Below are 26,189 nucleotides of genomic sequence, written 5' to 3' on the forward strand. Positions count from 1 at the left end.
GATTCATATGCCCTACGATAGCGTTTATCTGGAAAAGCGTCCGCCCGGCGCGCTGCGCACCGTATGGCGTAAATTCTATGGCGACACCACGGCGATGATCGGCCTGTACGGCTGCGCGGGGCTGCTGCTGCTCTGCGTCTTCGGCGGCTGGTTCGCCCCCTACGGCATCGACCAGCAGTTCCTCGGCTACCAGCTGCTGCCGCCATCGTGGTCGCGCTATGGCGAAGTCTCTTTCTTCCTCGGGACCGATGACCTGGGGCGCGATGTGCTCAGCCGGCTACTGAGCGGCGCGGCGCCGACCGTCGGCGGCGCTTTTGTCGTCACCCTCGGCGCCACGCTGTTTGGCCTGGTGCTGGGCGTCATTGCCGGATCGACCCACGGCCTGCGCTCGGCGGTGATGAACCATATCCTCGATACCCTGCTCTCCATCCCCTCGCTACTGCTGGCCATCATCGTCGTCGCCTTTGCCGGGCCGCACCTCAGCCATGCGATGTTTGCCGTCTGGCTGGCGCTGCTGCCGCGGATGGTGCGTTCCGTCTACAGCATGGTCCACGATGAGCTGGAGAAAGAGTACATCATCGCCGCCCGCCTCGACGGGGCGTCGACGCTGAATATTCTGTTGTTCGCCATTCTGCCCAATATCGCCTCCGGCCTGGTGACCGAGATCACCCGCGCCCTGTCGATGGCTATTCTGGATATCGCCGCGCTGGGCTTTCTTGACCTCGGCGCTCAGCTGCCTTCGCCGGAATGGGGAGCGATGCTGGGCGATGCGCTGGAGCTTATCTATGTTGCGCCGTGGACCGTGATGCTGCCCGGGGCCGCGATTATGCTCAGCGTACTGCTGGTCAACCTGCTGGGCGACGGTATTCGCCGGGCGATCATTGCCGGGGTAGAATAATGCCGTTACTCGATATTCGTCACTTAACCATCGAATTTAAAACCAACGAAGGCTGGGTGAAAGCCGTCGATCGCGTCAGCCTGACCCTGACCGAAGGCGAAATCCGTGGCCTGGTCGGGGAATCCGGCTCCGGAAAGAGCCTGATCGCCAAAGCTATCTGCGGCGTGACAAAGGACAACTGGCGGGTCACGGCCGACCGCATGCGCTTCGACGACATCGACCTGCTGCGGCTGTCGAACCGCGAGCGCCGAAAGCTGATCGGCCACAACGTGTCAATGATTTTCCAGGAGCCGCAGTCGTGCCTCGATCCCTCTGAGCGCATCGGCCAGCAGCTGATCCAGAGTATCCCCGGCTGGACCTACAAAGGGCGCTGGTGGCAGCGGCTGGGCTGGCGCAAGCGTCGGGCCATCGAGCTGTTGCACCGCGTCGGAATTAAAGATCACAAAGACGCCATGCGCAGCTTCCCCTATCAGCTGACCGAAGGCGAGTGCCAGAAGGTGATGATTGCCATCGCCCTGGCCAACCAGCCGCGCCTGCTGATCGCCGATGAACCGACCAACGCCATGGAACCAACGACTCAGGCGCAGATTATCCGCCTGCTGACGCGGCTCAACCAGAACAACAACACCACCATTTTGCTGATCAGCCACGACCTGCAGATGCTCAGCAAATGGGCGGATAAAATCAACGTCATGTACTGCGGGCAGACGGTGGAGAGCGGGCCCAGTGAAGAGCTGATCACCCTGCCGCATCACCCCTACACCCAGGCGTTAATCCGCGCGATCCCGGATTTTGGCAGCGCCATGCCGCATAAAAGCCGCCTCAACACCCTGCCGGGGGCGATCCCGCTGCTGGAGCAGCTGCCCATCGGCTGCCGGCTGGGGCCCCGCTGCCCGTACGCCCAGCGCGAGTGTATTGAAACGCCGCGTCTTACCGGGGTGCGCAATCACCTGTACGCCTGTCATTTCCCGCTGAACATGGAGAAAGAGTGAAATGGTCGAAACATTGCTGGAAGTGCGCCAACTCAGTAAGACCTTTCGCTACCGCACCGGCTGGTTTCACCGCCAGACGGTGGAGGCGGTTAAGCCGCTGAGTTTTACCCTGCGCGAACGGCAGACGCTGGCGATTATCGGCGAGAATGGCTCCGGAAAATCCACCCTCGCGAAGATGCTGGCGGGCATGGTGGAGCCCACCAGCGGCGAGGTGCTGATCGACGACCATCCGTTGACCTTCGGGGATTACTCCTACCGCAGCCAGAAAATTCGCATGATCTTTCAGGATCCGTCGACGTCGCTAAACCCGCGCCAGCGCATCTCGCAGATCCTCGATTTTCCGCTGCGGCTGAATACCGATCTCGACGCCGAAGCGCGACAGAAGCAGATCATCGACACCCTGCGCATGGTCGGCCTGCTGCCGGACCACGTCAGCTACTATCCCCATATGCTGGCCCCGGGTCAGAAGCAGCGTCTTGGCCTCGCCCGGGCGCTGATCCTGCGCCCGAAGGTCATCGTCTGCGATGAGGCGCTGGCCTCGCTGGATATGTCGATGCGCTCCCAGCTCATCAACCTGATGCTGGAGCTGCAGGAGAAACAGGGCATCTCCTACATCTATGTCACCCAGCACCTGGGCATGATGAAGCACATCAGCGATCAGGTGCTGGTGATGCATAACGGGGAAGTGGTTGAGCGCGGCAGCACCGCCGATGTGCTGGCCTCACCGCTGCACGACCTGACCCGACGTCTGATTGCCGGCCATTTCGGTGAGGCTCTCACCGCCGACGCCTGGCGCAAAGACGGCAAATAGCGTCGTCTCATTCACCTCGCCCGCTGACCTCACGCCGGCGCGTGGCCAGCGGTTCGCTTAAGGATGGCCACCGCGCTGGCAATGTCCGGCGCCAGCCAACGATCGTCCTCCCAGCCAGGCACGCTTTCGCGCAGCAGGTCTCGCGCCCGGCGCGTGCCCGCGGCCAGCTTCTGCGGCTCGTGAAAATCGAGCCCCTGGGCAGCGAGTAAATATTCGATGCCGAGGATCTGATAGAGGTTGCCCAGCAGGCGCTGCAGTTTCAGCGCAGCGCTGGTGCCCAGACTTAAATGATCCTCCTGCAACGCCGAGGTAACAAAATTATCCAGCACCGCTGGCTGCGCCAGCTGCTTGTTTTCCGCGCACAACGACGCGGCGACGTACTGGGCAATCATCATCCCTGAATTCACGCCCGGTCGGGCGACCAGGAACGCCGGCAGCCCGCTCACCAGAGGATTCACCAGCCGGTCAAGGCGTCGTTCAGCGATAGCGCCCAGCTCTGCCATGGCAATGGCCAGCAAATCGCAGGCCATTGCCACTGATTCGCCGTGCGGATGCGCCTGGGAGACCACCCGCCACTGCTCAACGGTCCCCAGGATCAGCGGATTATCGGTACAGGCGTTGAGTTCGATATTTATCTGCGTCTGCGCGTGGCTAAACTGATCGCGGCAGGCGCCATGCACCTGAGGCATCGAGCGAAGGCTTAGCGCATCCTGGGTGCGAAGTCCTTGACTTTCGGCCAGCAGAGGGCTGTCCGCCAGCAGCTCACGCAGCCGCTGGCCGCTGGTCTGGATACCGGGGCTGGCTTTCAGCGCCAGGATCTCGGCATCGAATGCCACAAGCTGGCCGCGCAGCGCTTCAAAGCTCATCGCGCCGGTTACATCGGCCCAGTCCATTAAGCGCTCGGCGTCGTCTAACGCCAGACAGGCCAGACCGGTCATGCACGGCGTACCGTTGACCAGACTCAGCCCCTCTTTCGCTCCCGGCGCGATGGGCTGCAGATTCAGCTGCGACAGGACCTCTGCCGCAGGCCACGTTCGCCCCTGCCACAGCACATCGCCAACCCCCATCAGGGCCAGGCCAATATGCGCCATATGCGTTAAATAGCCAACTGACCCCTGGGAGGGCACCTGAGGGGTGACGCCATGCTGCAAAAACGCCAACAGTTGCTGCACTATCCCGGCGGAGATCCCGGATTTACCGTGGCTGAAATTGGCCACCGCGGCGCACATAATTGCCCGGGTTGGGGCGACCTCCAGCAACGGTCCCACCCCGCAGGCATGGCTGAGCAACGTATTGCGCGACAGCTGGTGCAGCTGCGCTTCCGGCAACGTAATATTGCACAGCGCCCCCAGCCCGGTATTGATCCCATAGGCTACCTGGCCGGCTTTAACGATATGCTGGACGATCGCCCGTCCTTGCGCGATACGCGCCCAGGCGCTGTCGCTGAGGCTCAAGGTCGCCTCACCCCGGGCGACGCAAGCCACCTCCTGCCAGCGTATCGGCGCATCGCCCCACTGGATCATTTTCATACGACCTGTCCTGGCTGTTGATGGCTGGAGATAAATTGCTTAAAGCGCGCGGATCCCTGGCTGCCAAACAGCGCCTCAGGCGCGCCGTCGCAGTCAATCGTCCCCTGGTGCATAAAGACCACCCGGTTGGAGACATGGCGGGCGAATCCCAGCTCGTGGGTGACCACCAGCATCGTCCGTCCCTCCTCCGCCAGGCTGCGCATCACCTTTAGCACCTCGCCGACCAGTTCAGGATCCAGCGCTGAGGTGGGTTCATCAAAGAGCATGACGTCCGGCTCCATCGCCAGCGCGCGGGCTATCGCCACGCGCTGCTGCTGGCCGCCGGAGAGCTGCGCCGGATAAAAATCCTTTCGGTTCAACATCCCCACCCGCTCCAGCAGCTGCTCGGCCTGTTCAATGCAGGTCCGTTTATCGCGTTTGAGCACATAATGCGGCCCCTCAATGACATTCTGCAGGACCGTCATATGCGACCACAGGTTAAAACTTTGGAAGACCATCCCCAGCCGCGAGCGCAGGCGCTCTATCTGCCGGGGATTCGCCGCCAGCCGATGCCCGCGAGCGTGGTGTTTCATTTCAATCGTCTCCCCGCCGACGCTGACCACTCCGGCATCGGGCGTTTCCAGCAGGTTAACGCAGCGCAGCAGCGTACTTTTACCGGAGCCGCTGGCGCCAAGGATCGAAATCACATCGCCCTGCTGCGCCTGGATGGTGATCCCCTTCAGGACATCCAGGGAGCCAAAGGACTTATGAATATCGCTGACCGATAAGGTCACCGGACGTGAATCGAGCATCTTACTCTCCTTTGGTTATCGGCTTGAGCGACACGGTCGCCGGATTTGGCCTGGTATGCGGGGTTAAACGCCGTTCAAGCAGGGCGTACAACTGCACAATGATGAAATTGAGCAGCAGGTAGATGGCCGCCGCGCAGAGAAATACCTCCATCGTCCGGTAGGTACGCTGAATAATCTGTTGGGCCACCCCCGTGACGTCCCAGACGGTCACCAGGCTTGCCAGCGCCGTCGACTTGACCAACAAAATGGCCTCCGTGGAGTAGGCTGGCAGCGCATAGCGCAGCATCACCGGGGCAATGATCCGCCGCAGCAGCAGCCAGCGCGACATACCGCAAGCCTGGCCGGCTTCAATCTGGCCCGGCGGTATCGCCAGCAACCCGCCGCGCAGAATTTCCGCGGTATAGGCCGCCGTACAGAGCGCCAGCGCCAGAACGGCGCAGATGAAGGGTTCGCGCAGCAGCGGCCACAGGAAACTGTGGCGGATCACCCCAAACTGACCCAGCCCGTAATAAATGAGAAACAACTGGATCAGCAATGGCGAGCCGCGAAAGATGAGGATATAGCCTTTGGCGAAGCCGCTTGCCAGTGGCCAGCGGCTCATTCGCAGCGCCAGAACGCCAAGGGCCAGCACGCCGCCAAGCATAAAAGAGCAGATAAAGAGCCCCAGCGTCACCGGCAGCGCCGCGCCGAGCTTCAACAACGTCTCACCGAGGAAGGCAAAATCGATAATCATACAGGCTCCTTACGCCTGCGCGGCGCTGCGACGCAGCCAGGCGCGGTTCAGATGGCTCTCCGCCCGGGTAAACGCGCGGTTAGAGAGCAGCGTCAGGATCAAATAGCAACCGCCGCCGATGAGATAGAACAGGAAATAATCGCGGGTAGAGCCAGCGGCAATCTGGCTGGCGCGCATCAATTCAACCATCCCGGTCACTGATACCAGCGCCGAATCTTTGAGGCTCATCTGCCAGACGTTGGACAACCCCGGCAGCGAATAACGGACAATCTGCGGCAGCAGGATGCGCTGCAGGATCCGCCAGCGCGGCATGCCAATGGCGGTAGCTGCCTCCACTTCACCGGGCATCAACGCCAGGCGAGCAGCACGGTAGACTTCCGCCTGATACGAGGAGGAGATCAAACCAATCGCCAGGGCGCCAATCAGAAATGGCGGCACCTCAATAAAGCCGTCTGCGCCAAACAGGCGGCCCAGCCATGAAATCATCCCTGAGCCGCCAAAATAGAACAGATAGATCACCAGTAATTCAGGGATACCGCGGAATACCACCGACCAGGCGGCGCCGAACCAGCGCGCTGGCGCGTGCCGGGACAATTTTGCGGCGGCGATGACGCCGCCCACGCCCGCACCGACGGCCAGCGCTGCAAGCGACAGCAGCAACGTGGTCAGCGTTGCGCTGAGGATCAGCGTCCCCCACCCGTTTTCACCCAAACTCAGAAGATTTAACATGGTTGCCTCGCTCAGGGAGTCACGTCGCTTTTAAACCATTTCTCACTCAGTTTTTTTACCGTCCCATCGGCCAGCGCCGCCTGAATGGCGCTATCCAGTTTCGCTTTGAGATCGGTATCGGTAAGGCGCACACCCATCGCCTCACCGCCTCCCCAGATTGGGCCGCTCATCAGCGGACCGCTCAATGCCAGATTGCTATTCTCCGGACGCGACAGGGTGGTGTTGGCAAAGGTAATATCATCAAACACCGCATCGATGCGCTCAGCCTGCAGGTCGAGGATCGCATCCGCTGAGTTGTTATATTCCCGGACGTCAGCGATATCCTTGAAATACTTATCAATAAACGGGGTGTAGACGGTGCCGGAAGCGATGCCGATGGTTTTCCCTTTCAACGCCGCGCGCAGAGGCGCAATCGCCGCCTGAATCTCTTTCTCATCATCATGAAGTTTGACCGCCGGGGACGGCGGTAGCAGCGACCCTTTTACCGCAATGAAAGAGGCCGGCGTGGCAGCGTATGCCTGGGTAAACGCCACTACCTTCGAACGCTCTGGGGTGACGACGATAGCATCCATGATCACGTCATATTTTCCGGCGTTAAGTCCGGCAATCATGCCATCCCAGTTCTGCACCACCAGTTTGCATTCGATCTGCATTCGCTGGCATAAATTCGCCATTAGCTCGGGCTCGAAGCCGCTGAGTTTCCCTCCGGGAAGCGTCAGATTCCAGGGCTCATAGCCGCCTTCCGTAGCGATGGTGATCGATTTCCACTCTTTAGCGTATGTTGAGCCACCAGACAGCAGTAGCCCCGAAAACAGGGTGACCAGGCAGGCCTGGCGGAAAGTAATACGCTGTTGCATTTTCATTCTCCCGATCGCGTTTTGTCATGATGGCTCTGGTCACGGCGATAAGATAATTCGCAGATGACTGCTCATGTATATACAAGCATTGACAAACACGCACACGCGCTCAATGATGGATTTGTGAGCCCTGTTGTAAATAATTTGTAAGCACATTGAGACAAGCGTGTAACAAATACTATCCACTCCAGATTTCCGCCGAGCAAACTATGATCACGTATTTTGATTACGCTACTTTACCCGTCACGCCGTGGAAGAACGGTGCCGGCGCCACGCGGGAAATTATCGCCGTTCCTTCCGTAGATGCCCCTTTTCTCTGGCGCGCGAGCATTGCCACCCTGCAGGCCGATGGCCCTTTCTCCCCCTTTCCCGGGGTCGACCGGACGATCGTCCTGCTGGCGGGGCAACCGCTACGGCTGCGCGGGGAGGAGATCGACCATCCGCTGGCGCTCTGGCAGCCGTGGGCATTCCCCGGCGAATGGGAGCTGTCCAGCGTCGGGATCGTTGAGCCTGGACTGGACTTCAATGTCATGACCCAGCGGGGTCGAGCCTCAGCGAAGGTTGAAGTGGTGAGCGACCGGCAGCGAGCGGCCACCGAAGGCGTCGCTTATGTGCTGCAGGGGGAGTGGGATCTGGCCGGGCGGCGCTGCGCCGCCGGCAGCGGTCTCTGCTGGCGCGGCAACGCCCCGGGCGAGCTGCGGCCTCTCGGTGCCGATGGGCGCCTCCTGCTGGCAACGATTGCGCTCAAATAATCAGCTGAGAAAAGGGTATACTTGAACCATCACGATCGGCTTTTGCCCCGCGCGGCGCGGGCCGGCTGAAAAATATCGTGACACAAGGGGTCGTCAGTGGGATATAATTCCTGGCTAAATTTGAGTTATTTTGAAATAACAATGTTAACGTTATGATTGTTAAAGTAAAAATAAGCAATAACGATAAGGATTAAAGCTATGGGTTTTCTTTCCGGTAAGCGCATTTTGATCACTGGCGTCGCCAGCAAACTGTCCATCGCCTACGGTATTGCGCAGGCAATGCACCGCGAAGGCGCGGAACTGGCATTCACCTATCAGAATGAAAAACTGAAAGGTCGCGTTGAAGAGTTTGCTGCCGCGCTGGGTTCTGACATTGTGCTGCCGTGCGACGTTGCTGAAGACGAGAGCATCACCGCGCTGTTCACCGAGCTGGAAAAAGTCTGGCCAAAATTCGATGGTTTCGTCCACTCTATCGGTTATGCCCCGGCTGACCAGTTAGACGGCGACTACGTCAACGCGGTCACCCGCGAAGGTTTCAAAATCGCGCACGACATCAGCGCCTACAGCTTCGTGGCGATGGCCAAAGCCTGCCGCACAATGCTGAACCCGGGCTCTGCTCTGCTGACGCTCTCCTACCTGGGCGCCGAGCGCGCGATCCCGAACTACAACGTCATGGGTCTGGCGAAAGCCTCTCTGGAAGCTAACGTGCGCTATATGGCGAACGCGATGGGTCCGGAAGGCGTTCGCGTCAACGCTATCTCCGCCGGTCCGATCCGTACCCTGGCCGCGTCCGGTATCAAAGATTTCCGTAAAATGCTGGCGCACTGCGAAGCGGTCACCCCGATCCGTCGCACCGTCACCATTGAAGACGTGGGTAACAGCGCAGCCTTCCTGTGCTCCAACCTGTCTGCGGGTATCTCCGGTGAAGTCGTTCACGTTGATGGCGGGTTCAGCATCGCCGCCATGAACGAGCTGGAACTGAAATAAGTTCCTTACCCTCCTCGCCCCGGTGAGGAGGGCTCTCCCTTCCGAGGCCTTGTGCACCCCCTGTTATTCCAATCGGCTATTTGTTAGCACGTATCAATATTTTCTCCTGCTTCCGGGTTACGCCAGGATAGTTCTGCATAAACGATCCGCGGAACGGCGGTTCGCCACATACCGAACAAGGAAAGCCCATGGAGCCACGCCGCGTGAATGGCAAAAACCACTGGTATCACGAAACCCAGTCAACAATCTGCCCGGTGGATGTCCTGCCGCTCGTCCCTGAAGCCGCCCATGTTGAAGACCGCTTTTTGCTGGACCTGACGCTGCCGGACGCCTGGCTACACGCCCACGCAGGCTGGCTACGCCCCGCGCGCCAGCTGGCCGAGCGGCTGTTTCCCGACCAGGTGGCGGTGAGCCGCCTGCAAACCTTTACCGCCTACGATCGCCTGAGCACTGCGCTCACCGTCGCCCAGGTCTACGGCGTCCAGCGGTTGTGTAACCACTATGCCGCCCGCCTGGCGCCCCTGCCGGGGCCCGACTCTTCGCGCGAGAGCAACCGTCGTCTGGCGCAGATCACCCAATACGCTCGTCAGCTCGCCGGTTCACCCTCCGTCATTAACGCCCTTTCCCGCAGCCAGCTGGACGAAGTGGGCCTGACCAGTCGGGATATTATCCTGATCAACCAGATTATCGGTTTCGTCGGCTTCCAGGCGCGGGCGATTGCCGTGCTGCAGGCGGCCCAGGGCTTCCCGGTGCGCTGGATCCCCGGTATGCCGCAGCAAGAGGAGGCGCCCGCCGACCTGTTCGTCAACCCACCAGGAGAGTGGGTAACCGACATTGAGGATCCCGATCTGCAGTATGCCGATGACGAGCGCCAGCGGCGTATCGCCAGCTGGCAGTCACTGCCCGGCCTGGGCCCGCTGGCTCCGTTGCTGGCCTGCGACCCGCAGCTGATGGCGCCTCTGGAGACGCTGTTACGCCAGCTCAGCGGCAACGGTACCTTTGGCCCGCAGGTCGCCTTACTCACCGCGCGCACCAATGGCAGCGCCACCTGTTTTGACGCCTGGCTCTCCCACTGGCACGGTGAAGAAGCGTTCGGCAGCCATTTGCGCGAGGGCGATCAGGCTCTCCATCGCTGGCTTGGGCAGCATCCGCGGTCGCGCGCGCTCGTTACCGCGGTACAGTTGTTAACCCGCTCCCCGGACCGGTTTAGCGCCGCCCAGTTAACACCCCTCGGCGAATATGGACTCTCAGCGGAACAGGCGATCGATCTGTTAACCTGGAGCGGACTATGCGGCTGGATGAATCGTCTGAAAATCGCCCTCGGCTATGTGCGTCAGCAGACGTAAATTGCTGAAACAGCGCTTGCTGCGACAGGCATAATCGCGTAAAAATGTCAGCCGCTCTTTTAGCCACGAAAATACCTAATTATGTTTCAGGATAACCCGCTGCTAGCGCAGCTTAAACAGCAACTGCATTCCCAGACGCCGCGCGCGGAAGGGGTCGTTAAGGGCACGGAAAAGGGCTTTGGCTTCCTCGAAGTGGACGCTCAGAAGAGCTACTTCATTCCGCCGCCGCAGATGAAAAAAGTGATGCATGGCGACCGTATCGTTGCGGTGATCCATTCTGAAAAAGAACGCGAAAGCGCCGAACCGGAATCGCTGGTTGAGCCCTTCCTGACCCGTTTCGTCGGTAAAGTCCAGAAGAAAGACGATCGCCTCGCTATCGTTCCTGACCATCCGCTGCTGAAAGACGCCATTCCCTGCCGCGCCGCCCGTGGCGTTGAGCATGATTTCAAACAGGGTGACTGGGCCGTCGCAGAAATGCGCCGTCATCCATTAAAAGGCGACCGCGGATTTTACGCGGAGCTGACCCAGTTCATTACCTTCAGCGACGATCACTTCGTCCCGTGGTGGGTGACGCTGGCGCGCCATAATCTTGAGAAAGAGGCACCGGACGGCGTCGCCACCGAGATGCTTGACGAAGGGCTGACTCGCCGCGATTTGACCGCCCTCGACTTCGTCACCATTGACAGCGCCAGTACCGAAGATATGGACGATGCGCTGTATGTCGAATCTGGCTCCGACGGCAAACTGTTGCTGACGGTGGCGATCGCTGACCCGACCGCGTGGATTGCCGAAGGCAGCAAGCTGGATAACGCCGCAAAAGTACGCGCCTTTACCAACTATCTGCCGGGCTTCAACATCCCGATGCTGCCGCGCGAACTGTCAGACGACCTGTGTTCCCTGCGTGCCAATGAAGTGCGACCGGTGCTGGCCTGCCGGATGACTCTGGCGGCCGATGGCACCATCGAAGACAATATCGAGTTCTTTGCCGCTACCATCGAATCAAAAGCCAAACTGGCCTATGACGATGTCTCTGACTGGCTGGAAGGCCGCGGCAGCTGGCAGCCGGGCAGCGAGGCGATCGCGCAGCAAATTACGCTGCTGAAGGACGTGTGTCAGCGCCGCAGCGAATGGCGTCAGACCCACGCGCTGGTGTTTAAAGACCGCCCGGATTACCGTTTCGTCCTCGGCGAAAAAGGCGAAGTGCTGGACATCGTCGCGGAGCCGCGTCGTATTGCCAACCGTATTGTCGAAGAGTCGATGATCGCCGCCAACATCTGTGCCGCCCGCGTGCTGCGCGACAAGCTTGGCTTCGGCGTTTATAACGTCCACACCGGCTTCGACCCGGCGAATACCGAACAGCTGGCGGCCCTGCTGAAGACCCACGACGTACACGTTGATCCGACGGAAGTGCTCACCCTGGAAGGTTTCTGCAAGCTGCGCCGCGAACTGGACGCTCAGCCGACCGGTTTCCTCGACAGCCGCATACGTCGTTTCCAGTCGTTTGCTGAAATCAGCACCGAGCCGGGCCCCCACTTTGGTCTTGGTCTTGAGGCCTACGCCACATGGACCTCGCCGATCCGTAAGTATGGCGACATGATCAACCACCGTCTGCTGAAGGCCATCATCAAAGGCGAAACCATTGCGCGCCCACAGGATGAAGCCACCGTGCAGATGGCGGAGCGCCGTCGTCTCAACCGCATGGCCGAACGCGATGTCGCCGACTGGCTGTATGCCCGTTTCCTCAACGATAAAGCCGGTACCGACACCCGCTTTGCGGCGGAGATCATCGACATCAGCCGCGGTGGAATGCGCGTACGTCTGGTGGACAATGGCGCGGTCGCCTTTATTCCGGCCCCGTTCCTCCACGCCGTGCGCGACGAACTGGTCTGCAGCCAGGAAAACGGCACCGTGCAGATCAAGGGAGAAGTGGTCTACAAGGTGACCGATGTTATCGATGTCACTATCGCTGAAGTCCGCATGGAAACGCGTAGCATCATTGCTCGTCCGGCAGCCTGACGTCTCTTCACAGCGGTTCCTTCGGGAACCGCTCCTTCTTTCCTCCCTGTCCCGTCATTTCCGTCGCAACGATTAAGGTTGTGCGTTTTTTTCGCTTCTCTTTTTCACCCATTTTTAGCATCATTGATTTCATTCGTTTTTGTTACCAGGATAATGCCATGTCAGATGTGAATGCCCACCTGCTCGCCCAACGTATCGATACCGTGCTGGATATTCTGGTTGCCGGTGATTACCACTCTGCGATCCATAATCTGGAAATCCTCAAAGCGGAACTGCTGGCGCTGGCGGCAGACGACGCCGAGCAAAACAAACCACCCAAAGCGCCCTGGGAAATCTGATTATCGCCCACATGCCGCAACCGGCGATGCTGACCGGTTGCTCGCCGTATAGCCCCCTAACAGTGATGTTGCTATGAACGCCCGACAACAAAGTATTTTGCAAGTGGTCATCGATAAAGGCCGCATGAGCGTCGCCGATCTGGCGAAGATGACCGGTGTCTCAGAGGTCACCATCCGTCAGGATCTAAACCTGCTGGAGAAACAGAGCTATCTGCGCCGCACCCATGGCTACGCCGTCCCATTGGACAGTGAAGATGTCGAAACCCGCATGATGACCCATTTCGCCATTAAGCGTGAACTGGCCAGCCGCGCCGCGGCGCTGGTGAATGCCGGCGAAACGGTATTTATCGAAAACGGCAGCAGCAACGCCCTGCTGGCGCGCACCCTGGCTGAACGCGGCGATATCACCATCATCACCGTCAGCAGCTATATCGCCCATCTGCTGAAAGAGACGCCGGGAGAGGTGATCCTGCTGGGCGGGATTTACCAGAAACGCAGTGAAAGTATGGTTGGCCCACTGACCCGCCAGTTCATTCAACAGGTGCATTTCAGTAAGGCCTTCATCGGGATCGATGGCTGGCAGGCGGAAACCGGCTTTACCGGCCGCGATATGATGCGTGCGGACGTGGTTAACGCCGTTCTGGAGAAGCACTGCGAAGCGATTATCCTCAGCGACAGCTCAAAATTCAGCGCGGTGCACCCCTATCCGCTTGGCCCAGCCGGCCGCTTTAATCGCGTTATCACCGACGATCGTCTGCCGAACGACTGCCGTGAGCAGTTGTTGCGCAGCGGCCTGACCGTCGATATTGTGCCGTACATCTGATATTCCACCCGCCCCGTGCCCTGCCACCGCGCCGAACGGGGCGAAATTACGCTCTGAGAGTATTCCGAGCCGGTAATTAAGATTTTTTACCTGACGATAAATTTAAAAAAAAGTAGAATTATTATTAGCGATATAACAGGAAGTGACTATCACCTGCGTGATTTTCGTGATACCTGCGCACCCTAACTTCATGGAATTGCCCTAAAGCTGCTTTATCAGGCTATGCTTAAAGGAGCGCTGTAATCCATGAATAGATTATTCAGGAGAAAAAAATGATGACTTCAACGAGCAAAAAAATGGCTGCTGTTGTTCTGGCTGTCACTGTAGCAATGTCTCTGAGCGCTTGCTCTAACATGTCTAAACGCGATCGTAACACTGCAATCGGTGCAGGCGCCGGCGCCATCGGCGGTGCGGTGTTAACTGACGGTAGCGCACTCGGTACCCTGGGTGGCGCAGCAGTCGGTGGTATTATTGGTCACCAGGTCGGCAAATAATATAATTACCTGACGAAATAAAAGAATAATTCATACGAATTGACTTACGCACGTTAAATCATTCAAGGCCGCGGCATTCACCGCGGCCTTGTTATTTCACCTGGCCATTAATTAGGGTTGAAAAAACGATTAGCCGCCGGCTAACTTCACTTTCATCCCTTTCGCCTCTAGCAGCGCCTTAAGTAAATCCCGTTTGTCGCCCTGGATCTCAATCACACCCTCTTTCACCGCGCCGCCGCAGCCGCATTTCTTCTTCAGCTCCGCCGCCAGGGCAGTGAGTGCCGCATCGTCGGCATCAATCCCGCTAATCAGACAGACGCCCTTGCCCTTGCGGCCGCTGGTCTGGCGCTGGATCCGCACTATACCGTCGCCTTTCGGGCGCACCGGCGCCGGTTTCGCCTCGTCGATACGCCCGGTTTCGGTGGAGTAGACCAGGCGGCTGTTGGAATCGCTCATTATGCCCCCTTGCGCAGAGAATCGTTGATCGCCCGCAGCGTCGCGGCAGGATCGATCGACTGGGTAACCGGGCGGCCAATGACCATATAGTCCACCCCTGACGCCTGAGCCTGCTCAGGCGTCATAATCCGCCGCTGATCGCCAGCGTCGCTGCCCTGCGGACGGATACCAGGGGTGACCAGCTTAAACGCCTGTCCCAGCTCATGCTTAAAGCGTACCGCCTCCTGAGCTGAACACACCACCCCGTCGAGGCCGCAGCGTTGGGTCAGCGCCGCCAGCTTCGCCGCGTAATCAGCCGGAGATAAGGTAATGCCCAGATCCTGCAGATCGCTGGACTCCATGCTGGTAAGGACGGTGACGGCGATGAGCAGCGGCGCGTCTTGACCAAAAGGCAGCAGCGCTTCGCGTGCCGCGGTCATCATCCGCGCGCCGCCGGAGGCATGGACATTCACCATCCATACGCCAAGCTCGGCCGCCGCCGCCACCGCGCGGGCGGTGGTGTTGGGAATATCGTGAAACTTAAGGTCCAGGAACACCTCAAACCCACGCTGATACAGATCGCGGACAAACTGCGGTCCCAGCAGGGTGAACATCTCTTTGCCCACCTTCAGGCGGCAGTCGCGCGGGTCGATGCGGTCGACAAATGCCAGCGCTTTATCGCGATTATCATAGTCAAGCGCAACCACAACGGGAGAGGAAGTGACAGCGCGGGAAGATGGGATAGCTGTTGACGTCATGACCAGACCTTAGTGTTGATGGGCGCCAGAGGGCGCAAAAAAGGTAAACGGGCAGCATTCTACCTGTGAAGCTAACAAAATAACAGGCTGCTGTTTTGCCCTGCGCGGACGACGGCGATGCCGGGGCTGCAGGCGGCGACGGGAAAGAAATGATAAGTATGTTGTAACTAAAGCGTCTGTTTTTTTGACCTTACTGGCCGTCGAGGCCGCGAATAGGTTTGATGGTCGCCCAGGAGCGGCAGGACGGACAATGCCAGTAGAGAGTATGAGCGGTAAAGCCGCATTTCTGGCAACGGTAGCGCGGTTTGCTACGCACCTGTTCGCCGACCATGTTTCGCAGCACCCCAAGACTTTCTTTCGCCCGTCCTTCTTCCGCTTCATTGAGATGGTAGTCCATCAGCTTATGGAAGACGCGCATGGTGGGATGGCGTTCCAGCTGCCGGGTGACGTAGTTTTGCGCCGCTTCGACCCCTTCCCGCTGCTCAAGGATCTGCGCCAGCATCAGTTCGGCGGTCGCCCCGGCGTTCTCCTCCACGCAGCGGCGCAGGAAAACTTCCCATTCATCGGCTTTGCCGAGCTGCTGATAGCAGGTCTGCAGCATCTCCAGAGTCTCACCCACCAACTCTTTATCCTGATCGATAACCCGCTCGAGGCTTTCCACCGCTTTGGCGTAGTCGCCCTTCTCCATCCACACCCGACCCATCATGATCGACACCCGGGCGCTGTTGCGGTCCGCGGCGGCGCCTTTCTTCAACAGCGCCATCGCCTTATCCAGATCGTTGGCCGCCATCTGCTGCAGGGCCAGTTCGCACCAGAAGTTGGCGATTTCGCCACGATGCTTCTCTTTGCCCAGCTTCACCAGCCGCTCAGCCACCTCGATAGCCGACTGCCAGTCGCTGGTCGCCTGGTAGATCTGCAACAGTTGCTGCAGCGCGCCGAGGCGAAAATCAGTCTCATCCACCAGCTGTTTGAACATGTCTTCCGCACGGTCATACAGCCCGGCGGCCATATAGTCGCGCCCCAGCTGCTGGACGGCCAACAGGCGCTGATCGTAGGTTAACGATGCGCTTTCCATCAGACTCTGGTGGATACGGATCGCGCGGTCGACCTCACCGCGCGAGCGGAACAGGTTGCCGAGCGTCAGGTGGGCCTCAACGGTACCGGTATCCTCTTTCAGCATATCAAGGAACAGATCGACGGCTTTATCCTGCTGGTTGCTAAGCAGGAAGTTCACCCCCGCCACGTAATCCCGTGACAGGCGGCTCGCGTCGTCCTGTTTGGACTGTTGTGCACTTCTGCGCCCCATGTACCAGCCGTAGGCGGCGGCAACGGGTAAAAGCAGAAACAACAACTCCAGCATAAGAGGTTATTCCTTCACCGCAGGCACGCCTGCGTCGACAGCCGCCGGGCTGACAGGGGCAATCTGGTGCTCAAGGCGCTTAATTTTCCGCTCCGCGCGCGCCAGCGAGACGCGCACCCGCAGCCAGAACAGGCCGCAGATCAGCCAGCCGATGGCAAAGCCTGCGGCAAACAGCACCGCCAGTAGCGTCGAAATGCGGAATTCACCCTGAGCGAGCAAATAGTTGAAAGTGACCTGTTGGTCATTCTGCGCCCCCAGCGTCACTGAAATGACGAAGATTGCTAATACCAGTAAGAAAATGAGTAAATATTTCACATGACTTCCCGTTCTGTGGGTTGCGCGAAAAAAGCCCGCTTTCAGCCCTATAAAGTATCATTTTCGCCGCAGCGGTGGAACGAAAAAGCACGGCAACTCTACAGGATATGCGGTCGGATGCCGCTAAAATCAACATTATTCCGCTTCAGGCATCCTTTTTTTAATATCCTGCGCCTCTTCCCCCGGCGGCGAGAGCGGCCCGCAAAGACGCTGCGTCAGCCAGCAGGCCACCGTGACCAGCACCCAGGAAATCAGCGTGGCGACAATAAGATCCAGCGGCCAGTGCATGCCGAGCGCCAGGCGACTGCCCATCACCGCCATCGCCCACGCCAGCAGTACCGCGATCGTGCCCCAGCGCCGACGCGGCCACAACAGCCCGGCAGCGAGCAGCGCCCAGCTGGCGGCGAACATCGTATGGCCTGACGGAAATGCAAACCCGGTCTCTTTCTGCCAGTGTTTGCGTAAAAACGGCGGGATGTCCTGCGCCTGCGCCAGCTGCTCATGCACCAGTTTAGCGCGTTCTTTGCGCTTTAACGCGTAGAATTGCGTCACCGGCACCTGCCTTGTGTTTTCCAGCCAGATGACAAACGGTCTCGGCTCCTGGACCCGCGCCTTGACCCAGGATTTGGCCCCCTGTCCCACCAGGATGGCGGCGGCAAGAATGAGGAACAGGATCAGCGCCGCGCGCAGGCGAAAGCGCAGGCACCAGAGAAACCAGGCGCACAGCACAACATGGGTGATGATTCCCCACGGCTGGGTCACCGTTTCCGTCACCCACCAGAGGCTTTTCAGCCATGCCACCGGTAGTCCTGGCTGCCACAGCCAACCAGACAGCCAGACCGTGAGGGGCATGACCAGCAGCAGCGCCGCCGCAAGAGCGGTTCGTCGGGCAATCAACAGCATTTTCTCTCCTTCTCCTTTTAGATGAACATCATAGCGGAAAGTAGATCGTTTGTGCGCTTTCCGCGCGGCTAACCGTTCGCGATTAGGAGAACGTCCCGGCGTTGTGGCAAAATAGCGGTAAACAGAAAGCACATTCAGGTGCTGACAGAATCTGGAGAATCACATGCAGCTTAAACGTGTGGCAGAAGCCAAACTGCCAACCCCCTGGGGCGATTTCCTGATGGTGGGTTTTGAAGAACTGGCAACCGGACAGGATCATGTCGCGCTGGTGTACGGCGATATCTCAGGGCAGGCGCCGGTGCTCGCCCGCGTTCATTCAGAGTGTCTGACGGGCGATGCCCTGTTTAGCCTGCGCTGTGATTGCGGCTTTCAGCTGGAGGCGGCTCTGTCGCATATCGCCGAAGAAGGCCGGGGGATCCTGCTCTATCATCGTCAGGAAGGTCGCAACATTGGTTTATTGAATAAGATCCGCGCCTACGCGCTGCAGGATCAGGGGTATGACACTGTCGAAGCGAACCATCAGCTTGGCTTCGCCGCCGATGAGCGCGACTTCACCCTGTGCGCCGATATGTTCAAACTGCTCAACGTAGAGCAGGTGCGACTGTTAACCAATAACCCGAAAAAAGTGGAAATCCTCAGCGAAGCCGGGATTAACATTGTGGAGCGCGTGCCGCTGATCGTCGGACGCAACCCGAAAAACGCCCATTATCTCGACACTAAAGCCGCCAAGATGGGCCACCTGCTCAACAGCAAGCCGGCGGAATAATACCGGCGACAGAGTAAAGAGAGGGCCAGCGATGCTGGCCCTTCGTTTTACAGCATATTGCGGATGACGTAGTGCAAGATGCCGTCGTTGCGGTAGTAGGTGAGCTCGGTCGCCGTGTCGATACGGCACCGGCAGGCGATCACCTCCTGCGAGCCGTCAGCGCGGGTGAGGGTCACCGGCACCGTGGCGCCAGGCTGTAGCGACTGCAGATTACTGACATCAATCCGCTCTTCACCGGTCAACTGTAGCGTTTTACCGGTGACGCCCTGCGGGAACTCCAGCGGCAGAATACCCATCCCGATCAGGTTGGAGCGGTGAATACGTTCGAAGGACTCGGCGATCACTACCCGGATCCCCAGCAGGCGCGGCCCCTTCGCCGCCCAGTCGCGGCTGGAACCCGAGCCATACTCCTTACCGGCAATCACCGCCAGCGGTATCCCCTCGGCTTTATACAGCATCGCCGCATCGTATATCGCCACCGGTTCGCGGTCCGGCAGATGGCGGGTCATCCCCCCTTCCACCCCCGGCACCATTTCGTTGCGGATGCGGATATTGGCGAAGGTGCCGCGCATCATCACCTCATGGTTACCGCGACGGGAGCCGTAGGAGTTAAAGTCGCGCCGGGCAACCCCATGCTCCTGCAGATAGCGGCCTGCCGGACTATCGGCTTTGATGCTTCCTGCCGGCGAAATGTGGTCAGTGGTCACTGAATCGCCCAGCATGGCGAGGATCCGCGCGCCGTGAATATCCTCCACCGGCAGCGGCTCGACGCCCATCTCGTCAAAGAACGGCGACAGGCGAATGTAGGTCGAATCTTCCTGCCAGTCGTAGGTATCTGACGCCTCCACCTTGATCGCCTTCCACTCCTCAGTGCCGGAAAACACTTCCGCGTACTCTTTGCGGAACATCTCCGTGGAGACCTGTTCCACCGCCCGGGCAATCTCCTCCCCGCTCGGCCAGATATCTTTCAGATAGACCGGCTCACCGTCGCTGCCCTGCCCCAGCGGCTCGCGGGTGAGATCGATGTTCATGTTCCCCGCCAGCGCGTAAGCGACCACCAGCGGCGGCGAGGCCAGCCAGTTGGTTTTCACCAGCGGGTGGATACGCCCTTCGAAGTTACGGTTACCGGAGAGCACCGCCCCGACGGTGAGGTCGCCTTTTTTGATTGCTTCTTCAATCGGTTCCGGCAGCGGACCGGAGTTACCGATACAGGTGGTACAGCCATACCCCACCAGATTGAAGCCGAGCTGGTCGAGGTAAGGCGTCAGGCCGGCATGGGCCAGATAATCCGACACCACTTTCGAGCCTGGGGCCAGGGAAGCTTTCACCCACGGCTGCGGCTGCAGGCCGCGTTCGACGGCTTTTTTCGCCAGTAGGCCAGCGGCCATCAGCACGCTGGGGTTGGAGGTGTTGGTACAGGAGGTGATCGCCGCAATGGCCACCGCGCCATCCGGCAGCGAATAGTGATGCCCGTTCAGCGTATACGCCACCGGCTGGCGCTGACGCTGAAGGTGGTTAACCTCCAGCTCACCGCTGGCGGCAAAGGCTTTCGGCACATCGCCGAGCGCCACGCGATCCTGCGGCCGCTTCGGCCCGGCGAGGCTCGCTTCAACGCTGCCCATATCCAGCGCCAGGGTACTGGTAAAGACCGGCTCATCGCCCGGGTAGCGCCACATGCCCTGCGCTTTGGCATAGGCTTCCACCAGCGCTACCTGTTCTTCGCTACGTCCGCTGAGACGCATATAGCTGAGCGTCACGTCATCGATCGGGAAGAAACCGCAGGTGGCGCCATACTCTGGCGCCATATTGGCGATGGTGGCGCGATCGGCCAGGGGCAAAGTATCCAGACCGTCACCGTAGAACTCGACAAATTTTCCGACCACGCCGTGCTGGCGCAGCATCTGGGTGACCGTCAGCACCAGGTCAGTAGCGGTAATACCTTCGCGCAATTTGCCGCTGAGCTTAAAGCCGACCACGTCCGGGATCAGCATCGACACCGGCTGGCCGAGCATGGCGGCTTCCGCTTCAATCCCGCCCACGCCCCAGCCCAGCACGCCGAGCCCGTTAATCATGGTGGTATGGGAGTCGGTGCCCACCAGGGTATCCGGCCACGCCATCCACTTTCCGTTCACCTCTTCGCTCCACACCGCCCGTCCGAGATATTCCAGGTTGACCTGGTGGCAAATCCCGGTGCCCGGCGGCACCACGCTGAATCGGCTGAAGGCCTGCTGCCCCCAACGCAAAAATGCGTAGCGTTCGTGGTTCCGCTCCATTTCCAGGCGGACGTTGTCTTCGAAGGCCTCGTCGTCGCCGAAGCGGTCGACGGTCACCGAGTGGTCGATCACCAGGTCGACCGGCGAAAGCGGGTTCACCTTCGCGGTATCGCCGCCCAGGCGTTTCACCGCCTCGCGCATGGCGGCCAGATCCACTACCGCCGGCACGCCGGTAAAGTCCTGCATCAGGACGCGAGCCGGACGGTAGGCGATCTCCCGGTCGGCATGGGCCTTTTTCAGCCAACCGGCAAGGGCACGAATATCTTCTTCAGTTACCGAGTCACCGTCCTGCCAGCGCAACAGGTTCTCCATCAGCACCTTCAGCGACTTGGGCAGTCGACTGATATCGCCCAGCTGCTTCTCCGCCAGCGGCAGACTGTAGTAATGCCAGGTTTTCTCATTGACCTGCAGCGTGTCCTTACTGGCTTCTCGTAGGGTTGACGACATAGCTCCTCCTTTATCTCAGGGATGGCATACCCCGATTCTCCTCAGGGTCTCCATTAAAGATAACACATGCTGGGCATAACACTTTGATAACAACCCAAATTGCTAAATGCGATAGGACGGAGAGGGATAAAAAGGCAATTATCAGAGCGCAGAGGAAATAGCACCAAAATAGTGCAGAGGAGTCGTTTAAGCGATATTGTATTAGTACACGAGGACAAAAAAAGAGCTAATCATTGCCTGTTGGCTGATTAGCTCTTGTGATTGATTTCAGGTTGGATGAATCCCACGGCAAAATATATTCTCCCTGTATTGCCGGTCACTGATTTTATATTACAGTTTCCTTTCACTGTCATAAAAATGACATGTATCTACAACGATGACCTACAGCTTTAGCTGACAATCCAGATGTTGCAGATGGTGAGCGCGATGATACTCCAGAACATCGCCAGCCCTACCAACACTACGCCCCATACGCGACTACGCAGAACGGGATCGATTTCGGTTTTGTCATTTTCGTATGACATCGCCAGTTTCATGTAATCGAGATTACTTATCATATTGTCACCACCAATTGCTCAAATCATCAGGTACAGATAAATCTTAATTATGGATAAAAGATTAATCCAGCTAAATTAGGTCTGATGGAATATATTTAACCGGTTATTTGATCGCGGTGGGCATAATGACAAACGTGTTGCGAGAAATTATTAATTTTGTGATTGGTTCGAGGTTTAAGTTGTTAAATAAAGACCATGCTAGTTAATGGCACTCCCCACAGGGAATGCCATTATTTTTTACAGGGTTATTTTTCCGGTAGTTTTATATCTTTGAACATCGCTTCAATATCTTCATTCGACCGCAAGGCCACCGCGGTATCCACCACATCCCGGGTCAAATGGGGTGCAAAACGTTGAATAAAATCATACATGTAGCTTCGTAAGAAAGTGCTACGGCGGAAGCCTATTTTAGTGGTGCTGTGGCTGAAGATACCGTTCGCATCCAGCTTCACCAGGTCCGGATCGGAGACCGGATCCACCGCCATACTGGCAATCACCCCTACCCCGAGTCCCAGGCGAACATAGGTTTTGATGACATCGGCATCGGTGGCGGTAAAGACAATGCGCGGCGTCAGGCCCGCACGGTTAAACGCGGTATCCAGTTCCGAACGGCCGGTGAAGCCAAAGGTATAGGTTACCAGCGGATACTGCGCCAGCTCTTCTATTGACACCGAGCCCCTGGAGGCCAGAGGATGCTCCGGCGTCACCACAATCGACCGGTTCCAGTGATAGCATGGCAGCATCACCAAATCGTCATACAGATGCAGCGCTTCAGTAGCAATAGCGAAGTCGGCGTTGCCTTTCGACACGGCTTCAGCGATCTGGGTTGGCGAACCCTGATGCATATGCAGCGACACCCGCGGATAGCGTTCAATAAAGCCCTTGATCACCCCCGGCAAGGCATAGCGCGCCTGGGTATGGGTGGTCGCCACATACAGCGACCCCTTGTCCGGCCAGGTATGCTCCCCGGCGACAGATTTGATGGCATCGACTTTTGACAACACCTCGCGGGCAATACGGATGATCTCCTGCCCGGCAGGGGTCACCTGAGTCAAATGCTTGCCGCTGCGGGCAAAGATCTGGATGCCGAGCTCATCTTCCAGCATACGCACCTGCTTACTGATGCCTGGCTGGGAGGTATAAAGCCCTTCGGCGGTGGATGAAACATTCAGGTTATGGTTAACCACCTCAACGATGTAGCGAAGCTGTTGTAGTTTCATGCTGATATCCGTTTGCGCGTAAAATGAAGCCGCTTAATACACTTTACGTTCAGGCAACTTGTCGCCTGTGAAGGCCAGGCCTCCCGGCAGTTGGCCATAGTGGCGCCGCAACGCATCCTGAAAGCGATGATGTATAAGACGTTTTAATAATAAAAAAGGCATTAACTATAACCACTATATCATTTATACCAACAGTGTATAGCCGGTAACGAAAAATAATATAGGTGGTTATAAGGGGGCGGAAAGCGCGGAGAGAAAGGAAAACGACACGGCAGAGGCATCCATGGCCCCTGCCGGCCGCCAGAGCAGGAAAAGCGCCCTTTTCCTGCCTGATAATGGTCAGTTACTTTTTAGCTTCCGTCCATTTGCCGTCGATAAAGAAGGCTGACCAGCCGGTCGCTTTGCCCTCTTTTTCGGACGCCACATACTGCTGCTTCGTTTTACGGCTAAAGCGCACCAGCGTTTTATTGCCTTCCGGATCCTGCTGCGGCGCATCGGCGAGATAACGCAGTTTTTCCGGCAGACGGTCGCGGAAGCGGTACAGCTCTTCCACCAGCGGCGCACGCGTTTCCCGTGATTTCGGGAAGGTGTTTGCCGCCAGGAAGACGCCCGCAGCCCCGTCACGCAGCACGAAATAGGCGTCAGACTTCTCGCACGGCAGCTCCGGGAGCGGCACCGGATCTTCCTTCGGCGGCGCCACTTCGCCATTGCGCAGGATCTTACGCGTATTCTTACACTCGTCGTTGGTACAAGCCATGTACTTCCCAAAACGCCCCATCTTAAGGTGCATCTCGGAGCCGCACTTCTCGCACTCCACTACCGGACCGTCATAGCCCTTGATGCGGAACTCGCCCTCTTCAATCTCATAGCCATCGCAGGTCGGGTTGTTACCGCAGACGTGCAGTTTACGCTTGGGATCGATAAGGTAGCTGTCCATCGCCGTACCGCACTTCTGGCAGCGGCGTTTGGCGCGCAGCGCGTTAGTTTCGGCGTCATCGCCTTCCAGCACGTTGAGGACTTCGTTTTCCGGCACCAGGTTAATGGTGGTTTTGCAGCGCTCTTTCGGCGACAGGGCATAGCCCGAACAGCCGAGGAAAACGCCGGTGCTGGCGGTACGGATGCCCATTTTACGGCCGCAGGTCGGACAGTCGATACTGGTGAGCACCATCGGGTTCGGCTGCATGCCGCCCTCTTCCGGATCTTTCTCCGCCGTCTCCAGCTGGGCGGTAAAATCGCCGAAGAAGTGGTTCAGCACCTCTTTCCACTCGGCCTGGTGGTTAGCCACCTGATCGAGACGATCTTCCATCTGCGCGGTGAAGTCGTAGTTCATCAGATCGCGGAAGTTCTCTTCCAGTCGGTCGGTGACGATCTCGCCCATTTTCTCCGCGTAGAAACGACGGTTTTCCACTCGCACGTAACCACGATCCTGAATGGTGGAGATAATCGAGGCATAGGTGGACGGACGACCGATACCGCGTTTTTCCAGCTCTTTAACCAGCGAGGCTTCGCTGAAGCGAGCCGGCGGTTTGGTAAAGTGCTGGGCAGGCGTCAGCTCGACCAGGCTCAGCTGGTCGCCCTGTTTGACCAGCGGCAGAGTCCGGTCCTCATCGCCCTTGCGCAGGGCCGGCATCACTTTGGTCCAGCCGTCAAAGCGTAAGGTACGACCGCGCGCTTTCAGTTTGAAATCACCCGCCGCCACGGTCAGCGTCGTGGAGTCGTACTGCGCCGGCGTCATCTGACAGGCGACAAACTGGCGCCAGATCAGCTGATACAGCTTCTGCGCATCCGCTTCCATATCTTTCAGCGTTTCCGCCAGCACGTTCACATCAGACGGACGAATCGCTTCGTGTGCTTCTTGTGAGTTTTCTTTGCTGGCGTACTGATTGGCGCTTTCCGGCAGATATTTTTTACCAAACTTGTCGCTGATGTAGCCGCGAACCATGTTCAGCGCATCCTGACTCAGGTTGGTGGAGTCGGTACGCATATAGGTGATGTGCCCCGCCTCATAGAGGCGCTGAGCCATCATCATGGTCTTTTTCACGCCGAAGCCGAGACGGGTGCTGGCCGCCTGCTGCAGGGTGGAGGTGATGAACGGCGCGCCCGGCTTGCTGCTGGTCGGCTTGTCTTCCCGCTCCAGTACGCTGTAGCTGGCTTTTTCCAGTAGCGATACCGCCGCCATGGTCTCATCGCGGCTGACCGGACGGAACGGCTTATCGTCCTTATGGGTCACCTGCAGCGGCAGCGCGTCGCCGCCCGGCGTGGTGGTGCTGGCATCAACTTCCCAGTACTCTTCCGGGACGAATGCTTTGATTTCACGCTCACGCTCCACCACCAGGCGGACCGCGACGGACTGTACGCGCCCGGCAGAAAGACCACGGGCGATTTTTTTCCACAGCAGCGGCGAAACCATATAACCCACCACGCGGTCCATAAAGCGACGCGCCTGCTGGGCGTTAACCCGATCGATATTCAGTTCGCCCGGCTTTTCGAAAGCCTGACGAATGGCGTTTTTGGTGATCTCATTGAACACCACGCGGCTGTAACGCTGTTCATCGCCGCCGATAACTTCCCGCAGGTGCCAGGCAATGGCTTCCCCTTCGCGGTCAAGGTCGGTTGCGAGATAGATGTGGTCAGCTTTTTCCGCCAACTGTTTGAGTTCTGAAACTACCTTTTCTTTACCCGGAAGTACTTCATAGTGCGCATTCCAGTCATGCCATGGGTCCACGCCCATGCGGTTAACCAGAGCACCACGTTCGTCCTTTTTAGGCTTTTTAGCCCCTTTGGTGGCGGTAGAGTCGGTGCTCTTTTTGGAAGCTGATCCACTGGTCGGCAAATCGCGGATATGACCGACGCTGGATTTCACCACGTAGTCATTACCCAGATACTTATTGATCGTTTTGGCTTTTGCCGGGGACTCAACGATAACGAGAGCTTTACCCATATTCACCTTTACCTAATTTGATTCATCCAGGAATACATCGCACATTCATACACCCTCCACTGGCGACTGCCTCATATGTTGCGGCACCGTCGGTGAATATCAACCCAGAACACCTGTT

At 58.4% G+C, this 26,189-nt stretch carries 25 protein-coding genes; 11 read left to right on the forward strand and 14 right to left on the reverse strand.

What is annotated here, in order from left to right; translation table 11 throughout:
• Positions 1-7 precede the first annotated feature (7 nt).
• From sapC to sapF, 3 genes are read left to right on the forward strand one after another with little or no spacing between them, the layout of a single operon-like run.
• On the forward strand, positions 8-898 hold the full coding sequence (gene sapC / locus ACQUTP_RS21935; RefSeq protein ID WP_004151901.1) for a putrescine export ABC transporter permease SapC: 891 nt from the start codon (positions 8-10) through the stop codon (positions 896-898).
• Positions 898-1,890: a putrescine export ABC transporter ATP-binding protein SapD gene (sapD, locus tag ACQUTP_RS21940; protein ID WP_004203899.1), complete on the forward strand. Its 993-nt coding sequence runs from the start codon at positions 898-900 to the stop codon at positions 1,888-1,890. The genes sapC and sapD overlap by 1 nt, the downstream gene beginning before the upstream one ends.
• A gap of 1 nt (position 1,891) precedes the next feature.
• Positions 1,892-2,701, forward strand: coding sequence for a putrescine export ABC transporter ATP-binding protein SapF (gene sapF / locus ACQUTP_RS21945; protein ID WP_004203898.1), 810 nt, complete (start codon positions 1,892-1,894; stop codon positions 2,699-2,701).
• 29 nt (positions 2,702-2,730) lie between these two features.
• Here the strand turns inward: sapF and ACQUTP_RS21950 are convergent, their stop codons facing one another.
• From ACQUTP_RS21950 to ACQUTP_RS21970, 5 genes are read right to left on the reverse strand one after another with little or no spacing between them, the layout of a single operon-like run.
• Positions 2,731-4,230 carry an HAL/PAL/TAL family ammonia-lyase gene (locus ACQUTP_RS21950; RefSeq protein ID WP_023318042.1) on the reverse strand — a complete coding sequence of 500 codons (1,500 nt, stop codon included), beginning with the start codon at positions 4,228-4,230 and terminating at the stop codon, positions 2,731-2,733.
• Positions 4,227-5,021: an ABC transporter ATP-binding protein gene (locus ACQUTP_RS21955; protein WP_428902450.1), complete on the reverse strand. Its 795-nt coding sequence runs from the start codon at positions 5,019-5,021 to the stop codon at positions 4,227-4,229. Before ACQUTP_RS21955 ends, ACQUTP_RS21950 begins: the two co-directional genes overlap by 4 nt.
• Position 5,022: 1 nt before the next feature.
• Positions 5,023-5,754 carry an ABC transporter permease gene (locus tag ACQUTP_RS21960; RefSeq protein ID WP_004203893.1) on the reverse strand — a complete coding sequence of 244 codons (732 nt, stop codon included), beginning with the start codon at positions 5,752-5,754 and terminating at the stop codon, positions 5,023-5,025.
• A gap of 9 nt (positions 5,755-5,763) precedes the next feature.
• On the reverse strand, positions 5,764-6,483 hold the full coding sequence (locus ACQUTP_RS21965; protein ID WP_004203892.1) for an ABC transporter permease: 720 nt from the start codon (positions 6,481-6,483) through the stop codon (positions 5,764-5,766).
• 11 nt (positions 6,484-6,494) lie between these two features.
• A complete protein-coding gene (locus tag ACQUTP_RS21970; RefSeq protein ID WP_004203890.1) occupies positions 6,495-7,340 on the reverse strand; it encodes a transporter substrate-binding domain-containing protein in 846 nt (281 codons plus the stop codon).
• A gap of 209 nt (positions 7,341-7,549) precedes the next feature.
• Between ACQUTP_RS21970 and ACQUTP_RS21975 the strand changes: the two genes are divergently transcribed.
• The 7 genes from ACQUTP_RS21975 to osmB all read left to right on the forward strand — a co-directional run bounded on the left by ACQUTP_RS21975 (position 7,550) and on the right by osmB (position 14,096).
• A complete protein-coding gene (locus ACQUTP_RS21975; protein WP_060657070.1) occupies positions 7,550-8,092 on the forward strand; it encodes a HutD/Ves family protein in 543 nt (180 codons plus the stop codon).
• 198 nt (positions 8,093-8,290) lie between these two features.
• Positions 8,291-9,079 carry an enoyl-ACP reductase FabI gene (gene fabI, locus ACQUTP_RS21980; RefSeq protein ID WP_004203888.1) on the forward strand — a complete coding sequence of 263 codons (789 nt, stop codon included), beginning with the start codon at positions 8,291-8,293 and terminating at the stop codon, positions 9,077-9,079.
• Between the two features lie 188 nt (positions 9,080-9,267).
• On the forward strand, positions 9,268-10,425 hold the full coding sequence (locus tag ACQUTP_RS21985; protein WP_004203887.1) for a CMD domain-containing protein: 1,158 nt from the start codon (positions 9,268-9,270) through the stop codon (positions 10,423-10,425).
• 81 nt (positions 10,426-10,506) lie between these two features.
• Positions 10,507-12,441: an exoribonuclease II gene (locus tag ACQUTP_RS21990; protein ID WP_285755334.1), complete on the forward strand. Its 1,935-nt coding sequence runs from the start codon at positions 10,507-10,509 to the stop codon at positions 12,439-12,441.
• 158 nt (positions 12,442-12,599) lie between these two features.
• Positions 12,600-12,779, forward strand: a complete 180-nt coding sequence (locus ACQUTP_RS21995; protein ID WP_004203883.1) for a hypothetical protein — start codon at positions 12,600-12,602, stop codon at positions 12,777-12,779.
• A 73-nt stretch (positions 12,780-12,852) separates the two neighbouring features.
• The gene (locus ACQUTP_RS22000) at positions 12,853-13,602 is read left to right on the forward strand and encodes a DNA-binding transcriptional regulator YciT (protein WP_004203882.1); all 750 of its coding nucleotides are present in this window, start codon (positions 12,853-12,855) and stop codon (positions 13,600-13,602) included.
• A 275-nt stretch (positions 13,603-13,877) separates the two neighbouring features.
• The gene (osmB, locus tag ACQUTP_RS22005; RefSeq protein WP_002901783.1) at positions 13,878-14,096 is read left to right on the forward strand and encodes an osmotically-inducible lipoprotein OsmB; all 219 of its coding nucleotides are present in this window, start codon (positions 13,878-13,880) and stop codon (positions 14,094-14,096) included.
• A 129-nt stretch (positions 14,097-14,225) separates the two neighbouring features.
• Here osmB and yciH read toward each other — a convergent pair whose 3' ends face one another.
• From yciH to pgpB, 5 genes are all read right to left on the reverse strand, one after another.
• A complete protein-coding gene (gene yciH / locus ACQUTP_RS22010; RefSeq protein ID WP_004203881.1) occupies positions 14,226-14,552 on the reverse strand; it encodes a stress response translation initiation inhibitor YciH in 327 nt (108 codons plus the stop codon).
• Entirely contained in the window at positions 14,552-15,289 is a 738-nt protein-coding gene (gene pyrF, locus ACQUTP_RS22015; protein WP_285755337.1) for an orotidine-5'-phosphate decarboxylase, read from the reverse strand. The genes yciH and pyrF overlap by 1 nt, the downstream gene beginning before the upstream one ends.
• Positions 15,290-15,479: 190 nt before the next feature.
• The gene (lapB, locus tag ACQUTP_RS22020; protein ID WP_004203879.1) at positions 15,480-16,649 is read right to left on the reverse strand and encodes a lipopolysaccharide assembly protein LapB; all 1,170 of its coding nucleotides are present in this window, start codon (positions 16,647-16,649) and stop codon (positions 15,480-15,482) included.
• 6 nt (positions 16,650-16,655) lie between these two features.
• Positions 16,656-16,964, reverse strand: coding sequence for a LapA family protein (locus tag ACQUTP_RS22025; protein WP_002901780.1), 309 nt, complete (start codon positions 16,962-16,964; stop codon positions 16,656-16,658).
• A gap of 135 nt (positions 16,965-17,099) precedes the next feature.
• Entirely contained in the window at positions 17,100-17,867 is a 768-nt protein-coding gene (pgpB, locus tag ACQUTP_RS22030; protein WP_274888532.1) for a phosphatidylglycerophosphatase B, read from the reverse strand.
• 163 nt (positions 17,868-18,030) lie between these two features.
• Here pgpB and ribA point away from each other — a divergent pair, with 163 nt between their 5' ends.
• Positions 18,031-18,633 (forward strand): GTP cyclohydrolase II, encoded by a 603-nt coding sequence (ribA, locus tag ACQUTP_RS22035; protein ID WP_004203877.1) that lies wholly within the window; start codon positions 18,031-18,033, stop codon positions 18,631-18,633.
• Positions 18,634-18,680: 47 nt separating this feature from the next.
• On the opposite strand, the gene acnA is transcribed toward ribA, so the two are convergent.
• The 4 genes from acnA to topA form a co-directional block, all read right to left on the reverse strand.
• A complete protein-coding gene (acnA, locus tag ACQUTP_RS22040) occupies positions 18,681-21,353 on the reverse strand; it encodes an aconitate hydratase AcnA (protein ID WP_428902449.1) in 2,673 nt (890 codons plus the stop codon).
• Positions 21,354-21,742: 389 nt separating this feature from the next.
• Positions 21,743-21,910 (reverse strand): YmiA family putative membrane protein, encoded by a 168-nt coding sequence (locus tag ACQUTP_RS22045; RefSeq protein WP_017898677.1) that lies wholly within the window; start codon positions 21,908-21,910, stop codon positions 21,743-21,745.
• Positions 21,911-22,155: 245 nt separating this feature from the next.
• Positions 22,156-23,130 carry an HTH-type transcriptional regulator CysB gene (gene cysB, locus ACQUTP_RS22050; protein ID WP_004203875.1) on the reverse strand — a complete coding sequence of 325 codons (975 nt, stop codon included), beginning with the start codon at positions 23,128-23,130 and terminating at the stop codon, positions 22,156-22,158.
• Positions 23,131-23,473: 343 nt separating this feature from the next.
• Positions 23,474-26,071, reverse strand: coding sequence for a type I DNA topoisomerase (gene topA, locus ACQUTP_RS22055; protein ID WP_004203874.1), 2,598 nt, complete (start codon positions 26,069-26,071; stop codon positions 23,474-23,476).
• Positions 26,072-26,189: the final 118 nt, after the last annotated feature.

It is taken from the genome of Klebsiella sp. 2-CIP_Kleb., assembly GCF_050378715.1.
Classification (GTDB): Bacteria; Pseudomonadota; Gammaproteobacteria; order Enterobacterales; family Enterobacteriaceae; genus Klebsiella; species Klebsiella quasipneumoniae.